Source organism: Bacillus sp. JNUCC-21, from assembly GCF_041222765.1.
GTDB classification, from domain to species: domain Bacteria; phylum Bacillota; class Bacilli; order Bacillales; family Bacillaceae; genus Bacillus; species Bacillus velezensis.
On sequence record NZ_CP166019.1, the window covers coordinates 2,336,006 to 2,352,857 of the forward strand.

The following is a 16,852-nucleotide window of genomic DNA, read 5'->3' on the forward strand; positions in this document are numbered from 1 at the left end:
CAGGTTTAAACAGAAGAAAAAGGAGTGTAAAACCATTATGAAGTATGTGTCAAAGAGCATTTGGCTAGTTGTAGTAGCTCTCTCTTTATTATTCTCTTGCTATCCCCTCCACGATGCAAAGGCAACGACAAACAAAGAAGTCACTGATAATAATGCAACTGGCATTGACCTAAACAAACGTATCTCAACAGTAAATGAAAAACCGCAAAACACCGATTCCTCTAAAAGAGAATTATCTGGATCAGAAAGCAAGTTGCAAAAAATCGCCAAGGAACAAGGGATGGATGTTGAAAGTTCATATCAAACTTATATAGCTTATGACAAAGATGGTAATCAAACATCATCTGGACAAGTAACCTCTGAAAACCAACGGAAAACTGTTGAGAAAAAAGCAGAAAGTATTATCTATTTCAGTCACACTTTTTTAGGTGGAAAAGTTAATAAAGTGATGCACGGAGTTGAAATTTCAAAAATAGTAGGGATTCCTCCTGCGTCAGCAGAAGTACACCAGGGTTTATGCAAAAGTGGTTATTATAATAAACAGTTTACTTGCCCCCATACTATTAGAAAGACCTTTGTAGGGCCTCAAGTGAAAAAGGGATCGGAAGTTCATCAATTTATTAATGTAAACAAAACAACATTTTGGAAGTATACTGGCGGCGCAATTGCTACTTGGGCAGGGAAAAAACCAACTGTTAGAACGATATCCTGGACTGAAGGATTATACCTAACGAATATGAAGGGAATGTTTTTCCCCTCCAATTACACAGATAAGCAATCAGGATTAAATATATTAGCTCCACCTAATGCATTTATTAAATGGGTGCCTAGCGATAAAAGAGTAAAATGGGGAACTACAGAACGCAAAGCATATAGGAAATGGTATGATAAAAAATACGGCAAAAAAACTTGGGTAAAATTTGAGATTCATCATCAACTACCTAGAGAGTACGGTGGAGGAAATCAGACAAGCAATTTAATTCCTATCGATGTGAATTTTCACAGGAAAGAAGTAAATCCATGGTGGGCTTCTTATACAAAAAAGAAGTAAAATTGTAGATGAACGTAGATGAAGACTCCTATGCGGAGTCTTTTTATTCTGAAACCAGTTTATAATACTCTCGGATATTCGGATTCACTTCCCAATATTTCGTTCCATTGGAAGACACTAACATATCAAACCATATTTCAAAATTCGAATCTAAGTTAATCGCATCTTCAATATCATCAATTGAGTCTAGATATAGCATATAACCTAATCCATTTTTTGATTTGTTTGTGTCTATGACATATCTTCCATCAAAATGATATCCAATTAAAACGTATCCCTCTGGGAAATCTTGAACCTCATTATATTCAATGATTCCCTCTAAGCTAAGTATTTCAATCCCATCAAACATTTCCATCCCATTGTGCTGTAACAAAAACTCTTTATAGTCATTAGGGAAGGTAACACCTAGCTTCTGTTCTATATCGCTAATTTCTTGAGGACTAGCAGGATCTTTGAAATGAAAAGTAGCATCTTCCATGACATACCCTCCATGATGAAACATAGGGAATGTTCCGTATTTAGAAACAGCTTCCTTTATTCCATTAAGAGTCATTTGAATTAACTTCCCTTCTTCCATATAACTTTCCCTCCTCTAAGGTTTAGACCACTAAATTTTACCACACAACTTTATTTGAGTGTTTTAAAATGACAAAATCAAATTTACAATCTTTGGTTTTATATTTATAATTAGGAAGGTTTGTCCGATATAGAGACAGAACAAACAAATTTGGGGGAATCACAATGAAGAAATGGTTGTTAGGTATTAGCGCATTATCTCTAAGCTTTTCTTTGGCTGCGTGTGGGTCTGATTCTGCTTCTACAGATAAATCAGATTCAGATAAAGCTAAAACAACGCAGCAAGAAGAAAAGAATGCAAAAGAAACAAAGACCGACACTCAATCAAACGACAAAAGTACGAATGACAAGAATGAAAACGCCGAAGATGCTGCAAAGAAGAGTTCGTCTGATAAAAAGGCATCTGACAATAAGAAAAAGCTGGTCGATGTAACATTAAACAGAACGGTTGATGGGGACACGATCAAAGTTGACTATAAAGGTGAAGTCAAAACTGTTCGTTATTTACTTGTTGACACTCCTGAGACTAAGAAACCAAACTCTTGCATACAACCATATGGTGAAGATGCATCAGCAAGAAACAAACAGTTAGTTAACAATGGAAAGCTTCAACTGGAGTTTGATAAGGGAGATCGCACAGACAAGTATGGCAGAATGCTGGCTTACGTTTATGTGGATGGCAAATCTGTTCAAGAAACACTGCTTAAAGAAGGATTAGCACGAGTAGCTTATGTATATGAGCCAAACACGAAGTACTTAGACATGTATAAGAAAGATGAGCAAGTTGCGAAAGATAAGGACTTGAAGATTTGGAGTAAGAATGGCTATGCAACTGATAAAGGATTTAATGGCTGCGTAACTAAACCGAAGAAATCAGTAAGTGTGTCTAAGCCGGCTCGAAAGTCAGTTACACCACATCAATCTGAGACACATAAATCGAACTCAAGCAGTTCCCATTCAAGTAGTTCAGCATCAAGTAGCTCTTCTAACTCTACACAAGCCTCCCCTTCTACTGGAGGAACAGAACACTTTGCAAACTGCACAGAGCTGAGAAAGAAATATCCGCATGGAGTACCAAGCACTCACCCTGCTTATACATCTAAGATGGATCGGGATAATGACAACTTTGCATGTGAGAAGAATTAATCAATTTGAAGCCCTCTGAGGCTTCTTTTTTCATTTGGGTATATTCCAATCTAAACAAAAAACCACAGAGCGTGTGAGGGACTCTGTGGTCTATAGTGGCTGTTAAACCCCTATGATACATCAATTAGGATACTTTAAATTAGATTAATAAGCAAGCTGATCTAAAATGTTTCGTTAAAATGAGGATTTTATAAAGAAATTCCAATGCGCATGATATAATCTAACTACACTTACAATAAGAAGAAAGGATGAAATACTTGGCGTTACACGAAAATTCAAAAATAGCAGTTTACTCAAGAAAATCCAGAGAAGACAGAGATTCAGAAGATACGCTCGCAAAACATAGAAATGAGCTAGAATATCTCATAAAAAGAGAGAACTTTAAAAATGTTCAGTGGTTTGAGGAAGTTGTCTCAGGTGAGACTATTGATGAACGACCAATGTTCTCAATGTTGTTGCCCAGAATTGAAAATGGCGAGTTTGACGCAGTTTGTGCTGTAGCAATGGACAGACTCTCTAGAGGGTCACAAATTGATTCCGGACGTATACTTGAAGCATTTAAGCAAAGTGGGACATTGTTTATTACACCCAAAAAAATATATGATTTATCAATCGAAGGCGACGAAATGCTTTCTGAGTTTGAATCAATAATTGCCCGAAGTGAATATAGAGCAATAAAACGGAGAACAATTAACGGAAAGAAAAATGCCACAAGAGAAGGTAGACTGCATTCAGGGTCAGTTCCATACGGTTATAAGTGGGACAAGAATCTTAAAGCTGCAGTAGTTGTTGAGGAAAAGAAAAAAATATATAGAATGATGATTAAATGGTTCTTAGAAGAGGAATATTCTTGCACAGTAATTGCTGAGATGTTAACCGAACTAAAAGTACCCTCCCCATCCGGCCGTTCTATTTGGTACGGAGAAGTTGTTTCAGAAATTCTGTCCAACGATTTTCATAGGGGTTATGTATGGTTTGGTAAATACAAGAAAAGCAAAAGCAATAACAGTATTGTTCAAAATAAAAATTTAGATGAAGTATTAATTGCAAAAGGTCATCATGAAACCATGAAAACTGATGAAGAACATGCCCTAATCCTAAATAGAATAGAAAAACTTAGAACATATAAATTGGCCGGAAGACGTTTAAATATGAATACCCACAGGCTTTCTGGTATTGTTAGATGTCCTTATTGTCATAAAGCACAAGCTATAGAACAACCCAAAGGCAGAAGAAAACACGTTAGAAAGTGTTTACGAAAATCTGCTGAAAGAACAAAAGAATGCGAAGAAACAAAAGGAATTCATGAAGAAGTACTGTTCCAGTCAATTATGAAGGAAATAAAAAAATACAATGAATCTCTCTTCTCCCCTACTGAGCAAGATGTTAATGATGACTCTTATACAGCTCAGCTTATTGGTTTAAGAGAAAAAGCTGTTAAAAAGGCAAAGGGAAGAATAGAACGCATAAAGGAAATGTACTTAGATGGGGACATCAGTAAAACAGAGTACAAAGAAAAGCTGAAAATTTCACAAGAGACACTTCAAAAAGCTGAAAATGACTTAGCAGAATTAATTGCATCTACTGAGTTTCAAAATGCTCTTAGCGCTGAGACAAAAAAAGAAAAATGGAGTCATCATAAAGTGCAGGAGATGATTGAGTCTACTGACGGGATGTCTAACTCTGAAATAAACTTAATACTAAAGATGCTCATTAGTCATATAACGTATACGGTCGAGGATTTGGGAGATGGTACGAAGAATTTGAATATCAAGGTCTACTATAACTAGGTTTATGTCGTACTCAATCAATAATTCTTACGACAGATCCGGTTACGACAGGCGGGAAAAAGGATACGAGCTTGCCGAAGAAAAACGACAGCAGAATGACAAGCAGACCCGATGCCAAAATGCTTCCGTAAATGGCTGAAATCCCGTACTCCTTACCGATGGAAATAATCGGCGCTACCGCGGTGAACGTACAGCCGAGCACAACGGGCAAGCCGATGCCGAAACATTTATTCCTCCATACTTGAAGCAGCGTAGCCGCCCCGCACATAAAAATGTCAATTGATACGAGATATGTCAGCTGTTCTGCGTTCAGTCCCAATGCCGCTCCTACAATTAAGGGAACGACGACGGCGCCGGCATACATGGCAAGCACGTGCTGGATACCGAGTGAAAGTGTTTTGGCATAGCCGTTTTTCATGAACGGACCTCCTGTACAAATGTCACTTTTCCGTCTTCAAGCGATTGAATTCTCGCCAATGATTCGACCCGGCATCCTTTTTTCACCAGCTCATCTCTTCCCGGCTGAAATGACTTTTCAATGACGATTCCGATCCCGCAAACCGCTGCGCCTGCTTGTTTTACGATGGATAAAAGTCCTTCTGCCGCCTGTCCGTTCGCTAAAAAGTCGTCAATGATTAACACGCGGTCATCTTTCGACAGATGATTTCCGGAGATTGCAATCTGACTTTCTGTTTTTTTCGTGAAAGAATAGACGGATGCCGTCAGCAGATCATCCGTTAATGTGAGAGACTTCCTTTTTCTCGCAAAGATGACGGGAACGCCGAGTTCAAGGCCGGCCATCACCGCAGGGGCAATGCCCGAAGATTCAATTGTGACGATTTTGGTTATCTCGTCTTTTTCAAAACGGCGCGCAAATTCCCGGCCGATCTGCTGCATGAGAACCGGATCAATTTGATGGTTTAAAAAAGAATCCACTTTCAGCACTTGATCAGAAAGAACAATTCCGTCTTCTGCTATTTTTCGTTTTAATGCTTCCACAATGATTACCCCCGCTTATAAAAAATAAAAAAAGCATTGCCCGCTCTCCAAAAAAGAGCAAGCAATGCCGAATGATCTACACGCAACGGCCGAATAAAGCCGTTCCATTGCTCACTCATAGTCGGACATTTACGGTGACCGGTAGAAACTTGCGTGCCATATCCACGCGATTATATGAGTGTTCGTATGATATTAATCAAATTATAACAAGATACACTTCTTTTGCATAGTGAAATTTGAATATTTCCGAACTTTTACAAAGAATTGGTTCTCGATTATTCGTGTTTTTAGAATTTTTAGAAAAACACCCGGTGTATACCGGGCGTTTCGTTTATAAATATAAATTTGAATATTTGCCGACGAGATACTCAATGAGATATTGAACGTTCAGCTCTTCTCCCGTTGCATCTTTTATGATGTCAAGCGGCATTTTGCGTCTTCCGTGCTGATGAACCTTTTCTGTCAGCCATTGTTTGATCGGCTCAAAATCGCCCCGTTCTATTAATTGGTCAAATTCAGGCAGATCGTCAAGCATGGTATGCTTCAGCTGTGCCGCATACATATATCCGAGCGCATAGGAAGGGAAATAGCCGAAATCGCCGCCCGCCCAATGTACGTCCTGCAAAATGCCTTTTGCGTCAGATGGCGGCGTAATGCCTAAATAATCATGATATTTTTGATTCCACAATGCAGGCAGTTCTTCCACTGTCACTTCATTGCTGAAAATCGCTTTTTCAATTTCATAACGGATAATAATATGAAGCGGATATGTCAGCTCATCGGCTTCAATTCGGATAAATGTCGGTTTCGCCTCATTTACGGCGCGTACAAAGTCCTCTCTTTTCACATCTTGAAATTGATCAGGCGAAGCCTCAACCATTTTTTCATAATAGGCGGTCCAGAAATGTTGATTTCTGGCGATAAAGTTTTCATAAAATAACGATTGGGATTCATGAATTCCCATGGATGCACCGTCAGATAAGTTCGTTCCGCTCAACGCTTCGTCAATATTCTGCTCGTAGATCGCATGCCCGCATTCATGAATCGTTCCGAAAATCGCCGTGCGGAAATCGTTTTCGTCATATCTGGTCGTCACCCGCACATCGCCCCGGTTGATTGTCGTCGCAAACGGATGCACCGTCTCGTCCAGGCGGCCGCCGTCAAAATCATACCCGAACTCTTTTAAGAAATACAAGGAGAGGTCTCTTTGTTGTTCTTTCGAAAACGTTTTCGTTATAAAGGAAGTGTCCGGTTTATTGCCGGATTCCGTCACTTTTTTGATAAGCGGAATAATCGCTTCCTTCAATTCAGAAAACAGCTGATCCAGCACCTTTACCGTAACACCCGGTTCGAAAATATCGAGCAATGCGTTGTATGGATGATCTTCATAGCCCCAATACGAAATAAACCGCTTATTAAAATCAATCAGCTTCTCAAGGTACGGAGCAAACATAGAAAAATCAGAGGCAGCCTTTGCATCCTCCCAAGCCGTTTCAGCTTTCGATGTTAAAATGACATATTCTTTATACTCATCTTCAGGAATTTTTTTATTATGATCATAATCTTTTTTCGCAAGTTCCGCCGCTTTCACTGTATCTTCAGAGAGCTCTTCTGCATGCGCGAGAAGGATGTCGATCAGCTCTTTCATCCGGTCGGATGTCTGGATTTGAAAAACGTCAGCCGACAGCTGTCCGATGCTTTCCGCCCGGTCATCAGAGCCTTTTTTTGGGGCTCCCGTTCTTAAGTCCCAATGCATAAGTGCAATGGCTTCGACATAGTGGGATACTCTTTTTAACAGATCAAAAAACTCTTTTTCATATGTATGTAAATCCATATCCGTTCCCCTCCCTTTTCACTATCAATTACAGGCTAATGGAATGCCGTGATAAAGTCAACTTCCCGGATTTAAAAAAGCCGCAGGATAAGAATCCTGCAGCTTTTGTTTTTATACGATTTTCGGTGTAACAGGCAAAACCTTTTTGACTTCGGCCAAGACCAGTTCACTTTCTCCGCCCGCATAAATGGATATGGTTCCGCTGTCCTGATTAGAACGGATGAGGCGGCCGATTCCCTGCCGGACTCTCAAGAGCATGTACGGCAGATCAACTTCCTCAAACGGATCTTTTTTCGCTCCGTTCCGCTTTGCGGTAAACACGGGATCATGAGGCGGATACGGCAATGCCCAAATGGTCACATTCCGGAGCGAGTCACCGGGAATGTCAAGACCTTCCCATAAGTGGACGGAACAAAGCACGGATTCTTCATCCCGCTGGAATTTTTCGACCAGACTGCTGATCTCTTCATCACCTTCGTAGTATATCGGATACGGCAGCTCCCACGCGGCAGCCTGTTCTTTAAATTCCTTCATGTCTTCAAAGGAAGGGAAAAGAACGAGGGTGCGTCCTTCATTCTTCTTAATGGTTTCAATCGTTTCGGCTGTTTTCTGCTCAGACGTCATGTCACCGTGAAGCGCAACAGACATTTGCTCCTCGTAATCGTACGGAGATTCAACGGTGAATGATAAAGGATCACGGATTCCGAGGCTGTCAGCGATATAATCAAATGAACCGCCCTCAGAAAGAGTGGCCGATGAGAAGATATAAGGAATCTTTTTAGAAAAGACCTTTTCTCCCAAAACTTCGGCTACAGTTCTCGGCATAACAACAAACGTTGAGTCTGTATCCCGCGTTTCAAGCCAGCTGATGGCATCCTTTTGATACAGCGACAGCGAATATGCCATTTGTTCGACGTATTCTTCTACAACTGACAGCTCGTACTTATCGATCGTATACATTTCCGATTCAAATACGAGCGCCTCACCGATTTTATCGAGCAGACGGCACAGTTCGTCAGCCGCACGCTTAACACGCTGATCGTTTTGGATGTCCAATCGGTGAGAGCCTGCGATTTCCTTCGATTCCTCTGACAGCACATAGAAAAACTCATCGTTTGCGGCAAGGGCATCTTCAATCAGTTCGGCGAATTCCTCTCTGATGTCATTTTGAAGCAGACGCTCTAAAAACAGCTCAAGCGTCGACTGCTTCACGCGATAGGTTAACGCTTTTTGCGCGGCGAATTCCAGCAGATGTCCTTCATCAAACACGACGGCGCTGTGGTCCGGCAAAAGCGGCAGCTGTCCTTCCCTTTTGCGTGATTCTTCCGTCCATACATGCTCCATGTAGAAATCATGGGAGCAAACAATCAGATCCGTTGATTTTCTGTAATGATCTCTCGAAAGTGTTAAACCGCATCTATGTCTCATATCACAAGTTAAACAATCTTGGAAGGAATCATAGCTGACGCCTGCCCACTCTTCATTCGTCAAATCAGCGTACTGTTTGCGGTCGCCGTACGGATAAAAGCGCTGCATCGCTTGTGATTCGTGTACGAATGAAGGCAGCGACTCATAAAGATCCAGCCACTTTTCATCATCAGAACGCTGCATCGTTTTCTCAAGCTTTTTCAGACACAGATACTGCTCATGGGATTTGGACAGCCGTGTATCAATCTGCAGATCCAAATGTTCTGTCAGCTTGGAAATGTCGCCTTCTTTTTTGACAAGCTGTTCAATTAACGTTTCATCGGCGCATGCGATAATGGCCGGTTTACCCGTATATCTGGCATAGCTGATGGCAAACAGCAGATACACCAGCGTTTTCCCCGTACCGACTCCTGCCTCAGCGAACATGACCTTTTTCTCTTTAAATGCCCGTTCAAGCTGAAACGCCATAAATACCTGCTCATCCCGAAGGTCAAAGCCTTTCTCGGGAAGGATATCGTAAAACACGTCACCAATCCAATTGTTCAATTCTTCGTAAAAATTCTTTTCTTTTGTTAAAGCAAAAGGCAAACGTGATGTTGTCACCCAACTCCAACCCCTAACTATTCGGCATTCAGACCATCTATAATATCATTTAACCCTTTTCAATACAACAAAAAAACTTGGCCTCGCCAAGTTTTTGCCATTATCATTTCCGGTTAATGATATGTGTACATAGGAACGGATGGTCTGTTGAATGTGTATGTTTTACCGCATTTTCAAGTTCTTCCTGTGCGTGTGTCATGGCGGAAGGACCGAACTCCGCTCCGGCTTCCTCCAGCCGGAAAGCAGTTGCGTCTAACGCCTTTTGTATTTTACTGAAGTGCTCGCTGTTCAGCATAAAATAGATCACCTCTCAAATAGAAATAATCATCATTCTATGCCGATGCTTCACTTTCTATACATGCCATTCTGAATGATCCGCACCTGACCTGCACAAACTACAACAGATATTCGATCGAATATCCATCTGCACAAAGGGAGTGATGGTTACATGAGTTATAAAGATCGATTAGATCAGCATTCTGAATTGTTTCATCACAATTGGACGCGGCCGAAACGCTCTAAATCGCAAGTGAACGGCCACACCGAAATGTCCCAGACCAACATTATTTTACGGAGCAACGCAAAAGCGCACCGCTGGTAATGGCAGAATAAAACGTAAAGATGCCGGAGAAGACGCTGTTTCAGGCGTCTTCTCTTTGTTGCGGCTTTTTCCGCTGCGGCCGCACTTTAGCCCAATACTGATAATAATCCGTTTTGATAAAACCGTTAAAGAGCTTCCGTTTTTTGGTTGCTTTTCTTCCGTAGACCTCTTCAAATTGTTCATTTGACGTTAACATGTAGACAGACCATGTATCAAGAGATTCAAATGCCCGGCCCATTTCTTTATACATCTGCTCGACTTCCCTTTTTTCGCCGAGCCGTTCGCCGTACGGAGGGTTTCCGACGATTACGCCGTATTCGAGCTTCGTCGTAAAATCCTGCACCCGCATTTGCTTGCATTCGATCAGGTCACCAAGTCCCGCTTCTTCTGCGTTTTCTTTAGCGATGTTTACCATCCGGTGATCTACGTCACTGGCAAAGATCTGCAACGGCTGATCATAGTTCGCCTTTTCTTCCACTTCAAGACGCGCCTTGTCCCACAGTTCTTTTCCGATCCATTCCCAGTCTTCTGAAACAAAATCACGGTTAAAACCGGGAGCAATGTTTTGTCCGATTAAAGCGGCTTCGATGGCGATCGTGCCGGAACCGCAGAACGGATCGACGAACGGACGGTCAGGCGTCCAGTTGGTTAACTGAATTAACGCGGCAGCGAGCGTCTCTTTAATCGGAGCTCCTCCCTGATCAACCCTGTATCCCCGTTTGTGAAGGCCTGTTCCTGATGAATCCAGTGTAAGTACGGCTTTATCTTTTAAAAGGGAAATCTCCACCTTATACTCGGGGCCCGTTTCTTCAATCCATTCATTTTGTTTTCCTGATTGCAGTTTCAGCTTTTCCGCTATCGCCTTTTTGACGATCCGCTGGCAGTCAGGCACACTGGCAAGCACTGATTTCACGGACTTTCCGGTAACGGGGAACTTTGCGTTTTCCGGGATGTACGCGCGCCAGTCAATCGCTTTTGTTTTTTCAAACAGCTCATCAAACGTTTTCGCCTGAAACTCGGCGACCTGTACTTTGATGCGGTCAGCCGTCCGCAGCCATAAGTTAGCGCGGCAGATCGCAAGCGCATCTCCTTCAAAAATGACTTTTCCGTTGTCTACTTTGCATTCATAACCTAAATCACGCACTTCTTTGGCGACGATCGCTTCGATTCCCATCGGCGCTGTCGCTATTAGTGTGTACTTCTTCATCGTATCACCCTGTCTCTTTTAAGCTTTCGTTTCATTCAAGATAAAAGCTCCCCTTTAAAGGAGAGCTCTAATTTGTCATATCAATAATGTTTAACGTTCTGTAAGCCATGTTTTGTTCCGTCGTACTGCAATCGGCTCATCACCTCGTACTCAGGCGGCAATCATCTATCTACAGAAAGCATTCTGTCCTTCTATCTGTTCAATTCCTTCAAGAAGGTTCCCCTACCAAAATTTGGGTTTCTCGCTCGAGGGGTTTACCGCGTTCCACTCTCACCATTTCTGATGAGACTTCGTCACTGTGGCACTTTCAAGGATACTCAGCCATATCCGGAGACGTAGGCTTTTTTCCTGCCGTCAGCCTATCAAGGCTGCCCTAGCTTATTTCTTCGCTAGGCACGAACACTACGGGCATCTCAGCACCGTGCGAGCATGGACTTTCCTCTACAGATTCAAAGATCTGCAGCGATTACCCGAACGTTAAGAACACTTGTTCATTATAAAGCAACTTGTCTCATTTGACAAGTGCATCTGCCCTATTCGTCATAAAGTTTGCTTCCGAATACATGTTTCTCAAGGTTGGACAGCCTTTTCAGAATGTCAAAGTTGGTCGTATTGGACTGCACCGGCTGTTTTTTGCTTGCTTCTTCAAGCTGTTTTTTCAGCTGCAGATTTTCTTGCTGCAGTTCTTCAATTTCTTGATGAAAGGTTTCATAATCCTTAATAATCATATCTAAAAATTTGTCAACGTCTTCTTGTCTGTAACCTCTAACGCCTGTTTTAAATTCTTTTTCCAAAATGTCTTTCGCAGAAAGCTTTACTTTATCAGCAAGCATCTTTTTCACCTCATATCGTGAATCATCATGTTATATTTTATTCAGAAACACGTCCCGTTGTCAAATATTCTCTGACGTGTTATGTAAAGAAATCTTCTTCTTCAACGGCGGCACGGAGATCATCCATCGTGATCGAATAAATCGGATATCCGTCTGTTTCACGGCGTTTTTCTGCCTGCTGCAGCATATATTTCGGCGATCCTTCCATTTCAGGATCATATAAAAGCAAAAGCGCATCTGACTTTTCAATAAAGAACGCGTTTTTCTGCCGGAATTGGAGCGGACTTTCGTACGGCCGATGCGTCAGGCTCTCCTCATAATCTGCCTGAGCAAGCACCGCTTCATACATTTCTTTATTCGGTTCCTTCCACTTTTCTTCTTGGCCGTAGAAAGGCGTGATAACGGCAACCTTTAATTCCGGATACTCTTCTCTGAGATCGTACGCCGTTTCTGCCGCCCAAAGCTCAGTCCCCAGCTGTCCGGATATGAGAATCCATTCCAAGCCTTCGTCAATAAAGCTTCTGAGTCTGGTTTCTATCGCCTTTTTTATATAAACAAGCGCCCGGTCATCCTGTTTAAAAATTCCGAGTTCAAACGGCTTGTATCCTGTTACGGCTAATACTTTCAATTGATCACCTGCTTAAAAAATGGGGCTCCCCATCGGGCCCCATTTTGATTTGCTGATATCCTAACCGATCTTGCTTAAGCGTTCAATACTAATGATCGCAGCAAGGGCTTCCGCACTGAAAATGCTGGTGAGTTGTCGGGTCAACATTTGAAAAAGTGTGCGGATAGTAATGAACGTGCTCAAAGTTGTGGTGATTTACGTTAGTTGTATGTTGCGGATGAATATGCGGCACAACCGTGTTAGAAAAGCAATGGTGTTCACAGCAATGAGTCGGATGGACAATCGGCGGCATCACGTTTGGTCTGCAACAATGATGATGAAACATGCTAAATCCCCTCTCCATTAACTTTTATTACACTGTTAGGTTATGAAGAAAAGAGGGTACATGTTCTAATTCAATCACCCAATTTAAAAGTGCGTCAGCAAACTGTCTTTAAAATTCGAAAATACAAACGCAATCAAAAAAACCACGACAAAGAACAAGTAAAAAACACCTTTATACATACCAACTCTCCCCTATAAATAACTAACGCTATTTTACAAGATGCGGCACCATTCTACAACAAAATCGATGCGGATTCAGAAAAAAATATTTTTGGCGAAACAGCTCGGCTTTTGCGCTTTCCCGGACAATATTTCAAGAGGAATATTTCCTCTTGAGCCGGGCAATTCTCACATGGAGCTTCTCGGCTTCTTTTTCCGATATTTCCCCGTCTTCTGCCGCCTGCTGCGCGGCCTGCAGAGCTTTTTTGTAATCTTTTGCGTGATGCTCAAAATAGATTGCCAGCTCTACCGCTGATTGGTGTCTGCATATGTGAAGATCAGAGCCCGTCAGTTTCTCCCAAAGGGGCACGGCGTCTTGCCTGCGGTTTTGTTTTTTATAAAGCATTGCTAAGTCAAAAAGGGCCCGATCTGAATCTTCAAAGGCTTTGCCTTGCAGCGCTTCCAGCTGTGAAACAGCCCGATCGGTTTCTTTATGAGCGATAAACCATTTCGCCATGGCGTATGCTTCCTGACGTTCTGACGTCTGATCAGAAGATGCAAAGATCTTTTTTGACATATGGATGTAAAGACCGATGAGGGAAAGCACATCTTGTTCATTATGCGAGAGCACTCCCTTTAAAAGAGCCGGATCCTCCGCCTTTAAAAATTGAAAATACAGCATCGGCGCCAAATAACCAGGTGTGTCTTCGTCCCTTTTAAAAGCAAGCTCTTCATTTTCAACTGCCAAAAGCGATACACGCTCTAATTTATGTTTCCAAAGCCGTCTCGCCCCGTGCAGAAGATCAAAGTGACCGAAGTCAGGAAGCTTCGGAAGCCTGTCCCGCAGCAATGTATGCCTAGTTTTTACCTGCGGCCAGTCAAAGGCTTTTCCGTTATACGTAACAAGGGACGTAATGTCAACCTCACTTAAAAAGCTTTTGTAAAGAGCCGTCTCGTTTCCCGGTTTAGGAAGCAGATGCTGTTTAACCGCGACACGGTCTTCATACACTCTTGCATGGCCGAGCAAAAAGATCATATTGCCGGCCCCGCCGCCGAGGCCGGTCGTTTCAGTATCAAAGAAGAACAGCTGGCTTTTTTTGTATCCTTCTGCTGATAAAGTATGTGTCAAACCGCCTTTATTCCATAATGCCATGACGTCATCAAGTTCACTGAAGCTGTACCGTCCGTGGCGGTGCGAAAGCGGATAGACGGTTTCGCGGATAAGACAGTATTCATCCTCAAAAAAGAAAGGCTTCACTCCGAATGCCTCCCATTCTTCTCTAAATGGGACTTGAATATCCGGGACCGAAAGTTGTGAAGCTGCCGGCTTTTTTTCAGCTTCCGGCACATTCAGGTGGTTTTTCATCCGCTTTAATTTATTTTTCAAGGACATCTTTCGTCCCCCTTTTCTTTTACACGTAATTCAAGAGCCGGAGTATCGCTTTCTTTGCATCTATTCCTTCTATTTCGGAGCCGATGCAGGAAGGACATCCGTCTTGACATGGACATTGTCTGATCAGGCGCTCAGCCCCTTCATTGATTTCATCAAATCGCTTATATACTTCATCGGCAAGTCCGATTCCGCCCGGATAATGATCATACAGAAAGATTGTCGGAAGTCCGGTATGTGCGGCTTTGATTTGCGGCACGACATGCACGTCATTTCGGTCGCACATGACGTATACAGGCACGATATGCTGCAGGACGTGGGCAATGCCTAAAAGCAGCTGTTCAAGCGTTTTTTCGCCGATCTCCGAATCCGTCTCTTTCAATTCAAGCCAGGCAGCACTGGTATGCAGTTCTTCTTCTGGAAGATGAATCGGCCCTGATCCTATATTTTCAAATGTCGTCATTTTAATTTTTTTAAATATTGTCGGAAGTGCGTTCACGGTTACATCGCCGAAATGTAAGGCCGTTTTCTTTCTGCTGTCCGTTCTGTCAATGTCCAGCACTTTCAGCTGCACCGCTAAATTGGCATCTGTATAATATTCGACATCGACCTTTCGCACGTACGCTTTTTTATGATCCCAATCAAGCTTTTCAACCTGGTACTGCACCCCTTCATGAAGATAAATCGCTTCATCATGAAGAAGCGTCATCGCGCTGAAGCGGTCCATTTCTCCGATGATTTTTACATCAGCCGTCTCTGACCGGTCAACGATGACCACGTTTTCCTGTGACGCCGAACGGAGACTGATGTTGGAGGCGGGAAAAGATTCGCTCGCCCAGTGATAGCGTTCGCGGTTTTCGTGAAGCACCCCTTCTTCTTCTAAATACTCGAGAATGTCTCTTGCATCATTTTCTCCGAATGTTTCATCGGCTCTGAAAGGCAGCTCATACGCGGCGCATTTCAGGTGATCGACCAATATAATGAGATTATCGGGATTGATCCTTGCAGATTCAGGCGAGCGTTTAAAGAAATAATCAGGATGGCGCACAATATATTGGTCAATCGGATCAGAGTTCGCCACCATCACGATAAGCGCCTCTCCCTGCCGCCGCCCGGCCCGGCCCGCCTGCTGCCATGCGCTCGCGACACTGCCCGGGTACCCCGTCATCACGCAGACCTGAAGCTGACCGATATCAACGCCGAGCTCCAGCGCGTTTGTGCTGACAACGCCGAGAATGCTGCCGTCTCTTAACCCCCGCTCTATTTCTCTTCTTTCTTTCGGAAGATATCCGCCGCGATAGCCTCTGACAGACTTCGCGCCGATTTCTTTTTTTACGATCTCCTGAATGTGGCTTAAAATAATTTCAACCCGGACACGGCTTCTGGCAAAAACAATCGTCTGGATCTTATTTTTTAAAAAAGTTTTGGCAAGTTCGTTCACTTCCACGGTGGCGCCTTTTCGAATATGCAGCGGTTTATTTACAATCGGAGGATTGTAAAAAGCAAAGTGCTTTCTTCCGGCCGGGGCGCCGTTATCGTCAATCAGGCGCACTGATTTTCCCGTCAGCTGCTCCGCCAATTCCCTCGGATTGGCGATTGTGGCGGATGTGCAGATAAATGACGGCGTGCTTCCGTAAAAAGCGCAGATTCTCATTAAACGGCGGATGACGTTCGCCACATGGCTGCCGAATACGCCGCGGTACGTATGTAATTCATCAATGACGATATATTTCAGGTTTTCAAACAGACTCACCCATTTTGTATGGTGGGGAAGAATGGCTGAATGAAGCATATCAGGGTTTGTAATCACAATATGCCCGGCCTTTCTGACTTTCTGCCTGATGGCCGGAGACGTATCTCCGTCATAGGTAAAGCTTTTAATGTCCATGCCCGTCTCGTCTATGATTTCGTTCAGCTCGCTTTTTTGATCCTGCGCGAGCGCCTTTGTCGGAAATAAATAAAGCGCGCGGCTTGAGGCATCTTCCGCGATAGACTGAAGAACCGGAAGATTATAGCACAGTGTTTTTCCGGAGGCCGTCGGTGTGACAGCCACAATGCTTTCTCCGTTTTGAACCGTCTGAAAAGCGGAGTATTGATGTGTAAAGAGCCGCTCGATCCCCCTCTTTTCGAGAGCCGCCCGAATTTTCCGATCTACTTGCTCCGGCATCGGCATGGTTTTCGCCTCCCGCGGTTCCTCTTCATGCCAATGCACAATATTTTCATGATTTTTTAATTCCTGAATCAGTTCGCTCAGTGATTTTTTCTTCATCGTTCACACCTCTT

At 43.1% G+C, this 16,852-nt stretch carries 15 protein-coding genes, 1 other RNA gene, 2 pseudogenes and 1 riboswitch; of the genes and pseudogenes, 4 read left to right on the plus strand and 14 right to left on the minus strand.

Annotated elements, in window-relative coordinates:
• The first annotated feature begins 37 nt into the window (after window positions 1-37).
• Window positions 38-1,051 carry a hypothetical protein gene (locus JNUCC21_RS11700; protein WP_231937506.1) on the plus strand — a complete coding sequence of 338 codons (1,014 nt, stop codon included), beginning with the start codon at window positions 38-40 and terminating at the stop codon, window positions 1,049-1,051.
• A gap of 43 nt (window positions 1,052-1,094) precedes the next feature.
• Here JNUCC21_RS11700 and JNUCC21_RS11705 read toward each other — a convergent pair whose 3' ends face one another.
• Complete coding sequence (locus JNUCC21_RS11705; protein ID WP_076982859.1) at window positions 1,095-1,529, minus strand: SMI1/KNR4 family protein; 435 nt, start codon at window positions 1,527-1,529, stop codon at window positions 1,095-1,097.
• 263 nt (window positions 1,530-1,792) lie between these two features.
• Between JNUCC21_RS11705 and JNUCC21_RS11710 the strand changes: the two genes are divergently transcribed.
• Together JNUCC21_RS11710 and JNUCC21_RS11715 are read left to right on the plus strand one after the other, a co-directional pair.
• Window positions 1,793-2,773: a thermonuclease family protein gene (locus tag JNUCC21_RS11710; protein WP_369878169.1), complete on the plus strand. Its 981-nt coding sequence runs from the start codon at window positions 1,793-1,795 to the stop codon at window positions 2,771-2,773.
• A 248-nt stretch (window positions 2,774-3,021) separates the two neighbouring features.
• Window positions 3,022-4,563 carry a recombinase family protein gene (locus JNUCC21_RS11715; protein ID WP_160229000.1) on the plus strand — a complete coding sequence of 514 codons (1,542 nt, stop codon included), beginning with the start codon at window positions 3,022-3,024 and terminating at the stop codon, window positions 4,561-4,563.
• A gap of 19 nt (window positions 4,564-4,582) precedes the next feature.
• Here JNUCC21_RS11715 and JNUCC21_RS11720 read toward each other — a convergent pair.
• The 5 genes and pseudogenes from JNUCC21_RS11720 to JNUCC21_RS11740 all read right to left on the minus strand — a co-directional run.
• A pseudogene (locus JNUCC21_RS11720) lies at window positions 4,583-4,981 on the minus strand (solute carrier family 23 protein); the annotation flags it as partial.
• Window positions 4,978-5,562, minus strand: a complete 585-nt coding sequence (gene xpt / locus JNUCC21_RS11725) for a xanthine phosphoribosyltransferase (protein ID WP_012117825.1) — start codon at window positions 5,560-5,562, stop codon at window positions 4,978-4,980. The gene xpt and the pseudogene JNUCC21_RS11720, both read right to left, overlap by 4 nt.
• A gap of 98 nt (window positions 5,563-5,660) precedes the next feature.
• A riboswitch (purine riboswitch) is annotated at window positions 5,661-5,760 on the minus strand.
• A gap of 133 nt (window positions 5,761-5,893) precedes the next feature.
• Window positions 5,894-7,396, minus strand: coding sequence for a carboxypeptidase M32 (locus tag JNUCC21_RS11730; RefSeq protein ID WP_052827583.1), 1,503 nt, complete (start codon window positions 7,394-7,396; stop codon window positions 5,894-5,896).
• 111 nt (window positions 7,397-7,507) lie between these two features.
• Window positions 7,508-9,427 (minus strand): ATP-dependent DNA helicase, encoded by a 1,920-nt coding sequence (locus JNUCC21_RS11735; protein ID WP_253600138.1) that lies wholly within the window; start codon window positions 9,425-9,427, stop codon window positions 7,508-7,510.
• 103 nt (window positions 9,428-9,530) lie between these two features.
• The gene (locus JNUCC21_RS11740) at window positions 9,531-9,722 is read right to left on the minus strand and encodes a hypothetical protein (RefSeq protein ID WP_003153550.1); all 192 of its coding nucleotides are present in this window, start codon (window positions 9,720-9,722) and stop codon (window positions 9,531-9,533) included.
• Between the two features lie 153 nt (window positions 9,723-9,875).
• Between JNUCC21_RS11740 and JNUCC21_RS11745 the strand changes: the two genes are divergently transcribed.
• Window positions 9,876-10,028: a YpzG family protein gene (locus JNUCC21_RS11745; protein ID WP_003153548.1), complete on the plus strand. Its 153-nt coding sequence runs from the start codon at window positions 9,876-9,878 to the stop codon at window positions 10,026-10,028.
• 40 nt (window positions 10,029-10,068) lie between these two features.
• On the opposite strand, the gene JNUCC21_RS11750 is transcribed toward JNUCC21_RS11745, so the two are convergent.
• The 8 genes and pseudogenes from JNUCC21_RS11750 to JNUCC21_RS11785 form a co-directional block, all read right to left on the minus strand.
• Entirely contained in the window at window positions 10,069-11,235 is a 1,167-nt protein-coding gene (locus JNUCC21_RS11750) for a class I SAM-dependent RNA methyltransferase (RefSeq protein WP_015240079.1), read from the minus strand.
• Window positions 11,236-11,331: 96 nt separating this feature from the next.
• An RNA gene (rnpB, locus tag JNUCC21_RS11755) (RNase P RNA component class B) lies at window positions 11,332-11,713 on the minus strand.
• 55 nt (window positions 11,714-11,768) lie between these two features.
• Window positions 11,769-12,068 carry a cell division regulator GpsB gene (gene gpsB, locus JNUCC21_RS11760; RefSeq protein WP_003153541.1) on the minus strand — a complete coding sequence of 100 codons (300 nt, stop codon included), beginning with the start codon at window positions 12,066-12,068 and terminating at the stop codon, window positions 11,769-11,771.
• Between the two features lie 79 nt (window positions 12,069-12,147).
• Window positions 12,148-12,696 carry a DUF1273 domain-containing protein gene (locus tag JNUCC21_RS11765; protein WP_007409499.1) on the minus strand — a complete coding sequence of 183 codons (549 nt, stop codon included), beginning with the start codon at window positions 12,694-12,696 and terminating at the stop codon, window positions 12,148-12,150.
• Between the two features lie 88 nt (window positions 12,697-12,784).
• The gene (cotD, locus tag JNUCC21_RS11770) at window positions 12,785-13,021 is read right to left on the minus strand and encodes a spore coat protein CotD (RefSeq protein ID WP_003153539.1); all 237 of its coding nucleotides are present in this window, start codon (window positions 13,019-13,021) and stop codon (window positions 12,785-12,787) included.
• An 83-nt stretch (window positions 13,022-13,104) separates the two neighbouring features.
• Window positions 13,105-13,212, minus strand: a pseudogene (locus JNUCC21_RS11775) (hypothetical protein); the annotation flags it as partial.
• Window positions 13,213-13,333: 121 nt separating this feature from the next.
• On the minus strand, window positions 13,334-14,572 hold the full coding sequence (locus JNUCC21_RS11780; RefSeq protein WP_369878170.1) for a ribonuclease H-like domain-containing protein: 1,239 nt from the start codon (window positions 14,570-14,572) through the stop codon (window positions 13,334-13,336).
• A 19-nt stretch (window positions 14,573-14,591) separates the two neighbouring features.
• A complete protein-coding gene (locus tag JNUCC21_RS11785; RefSeq protein WP_369878171.1) occupies window positions 14,592-16,838 on the minus strand; it encodes a DEAD/DEAH box helicase in 2,247 nt (748 codons plus the stop codon).
• Window positions 16,839-16,852: the final 14 nt, after the last annotated feature.

Bases quoted from the DNA above. Each gene is read 5' to 3' on its own strand.
- JNUCC21_RS11700 (WP_231937506.1), top strand. From the start codon at position 38: ATGAAGTATGTGTCAAAGAGCATTTGGCTAGTTGTAGTAGCTCTCTCT.
- JNUCC21_RS11705 (WP_076982859.1), bottom strand. From the start codon at position 1,529: ATGGAAGATGCTACTTTTCATTTCAAAGATCCTGCTAGTCCTCAAGAA.
- JNUCC21_RS11710 (WP_369878169.1), top strand. From the start codon at position 1,793: ATGAAGAAATGGTTGTTAGGTATTAGCGCATTATCTCTAAGCTTTTCT.
- JNUCC21_RS11715 (WP_160229000.1), top strand. From the start codon at position 3,022: ATGAAATACTTGGCGTTACACGAAAATTCAAAAATAGCAGTTTACTCA.
- JNUCC21_RS11730 (WP_052827583.1), bottom strand. From the start codon at position 7,396: ATGGATTTACATACATATGAAAAAGAGTTTTTTGATCTGTTAAAAAGA.
- JNUCC21_RS11740 (WP_003153550.1), bottom strand. From the start codon at position 9,722: ATGCTGAACAGCGAGCACTTCAGTAAAATACAAAAGGCGTTAGACGCA.
- JNUCC21_RS11745 (WP_003153548.1), top strand. From the start codon at position 9,876: ATGAGTTATAAAGATCGATTAGATCAGCATTCTGAATTGTTTCATCAC.
- JNUCC21_RS11750 (WP_015240079.1), bottom strand. From the start codon at position 11,235: ATGAAGAAGTACACACTAATAGCGACAGCGCCGATGGGAATCGAAGCG.
- gpsB (WP_003153541.1), bottom strand. From the start codon at position 12,068: ATGCTTGCTGATAAAGTAAAGCTTTCTGCGAAAGACATTTTGGAAAAA.
- cotD (WP_003153539.1), bottom strand. From the start codon at position 13,021: ATGTTTCATCATCATTGTTGCAGACCAAACGTGATGCCGCCGATTGTC.
- JNUCC21_RS11780 (WP_369878170.1), bottom strand. From the start codon at position 14,572: ATGTCCTTGAAAAATAAATTAAAGCGGATGAAAAACCACCTGAATGTG.
- JNUCC21_RS11785 (WP_369878171.1), bottom strand. From the start codon at position 16,838: ATGAAGAAAAAATCACTGAGCGAACTGATTCAGGAATTAAAAAATCAT.